This is a genomic window from Leptolyngbya sp. CCY15150, assembly GCF_016888135.1.
In the GTDB taxonomy this organism is placed as follows: Bacteria; Cyanobacteriota; Cyanobacteriia; order RECH01; family RECH01; genus RECH01.
The window spans coordinates 1-342 of sequence record NZ_JACSWB010000233.1 but is presented as its reverse complement, the minus strand read 5'-3'; the positions used below and the strand labels follow the sequence as shown (position 1 = coordinate 342).

Sequence of the window (342 nt, the reverse complement as noted above, 5' to 3'; positions counted from 1 at the left end):
CTCGAATCAGGTCTTGCTGCTGCAACAATCGCTGACAGCGTTGGTAAACCAGGTCTTCAACCGACTCTATCGACTCAAACACTTGATTGGCTAACACCTCATTAACCAGGGGCCACAGCCGTTCGGCCGGTTGTAACTCGGGTGAGTACGGCGGCATGGGCATCACATGGATCCCCTCGGGTACCTCCAACTTGTCACTCATGTGCCATCCCGCTTGATCGAACGACAGCACGATGCGCTTGTGTTGACCCACCCCAAAATGCTCGGCAAAATCTTTTAATACGGCGCTAAAGAGGTCAGTTCTGACATAAGGCAGAATCCACCAGTACGTCTCGCCCGTTT

At 52.9% G+C, this 342-nt stretch carries 1 protein-coding gene; it reads right to left on the bottom strand.

The features are described from left to right. The coding region (locus JUJ53_RS18140; RefSeq protein ID WP_239125183.1) for a transposase at nt 1-316 on the bottom strand (316 nt) is incomplete at its 3' end. Nucleotides 317-342: the final 26 nt, after the last annotated feature.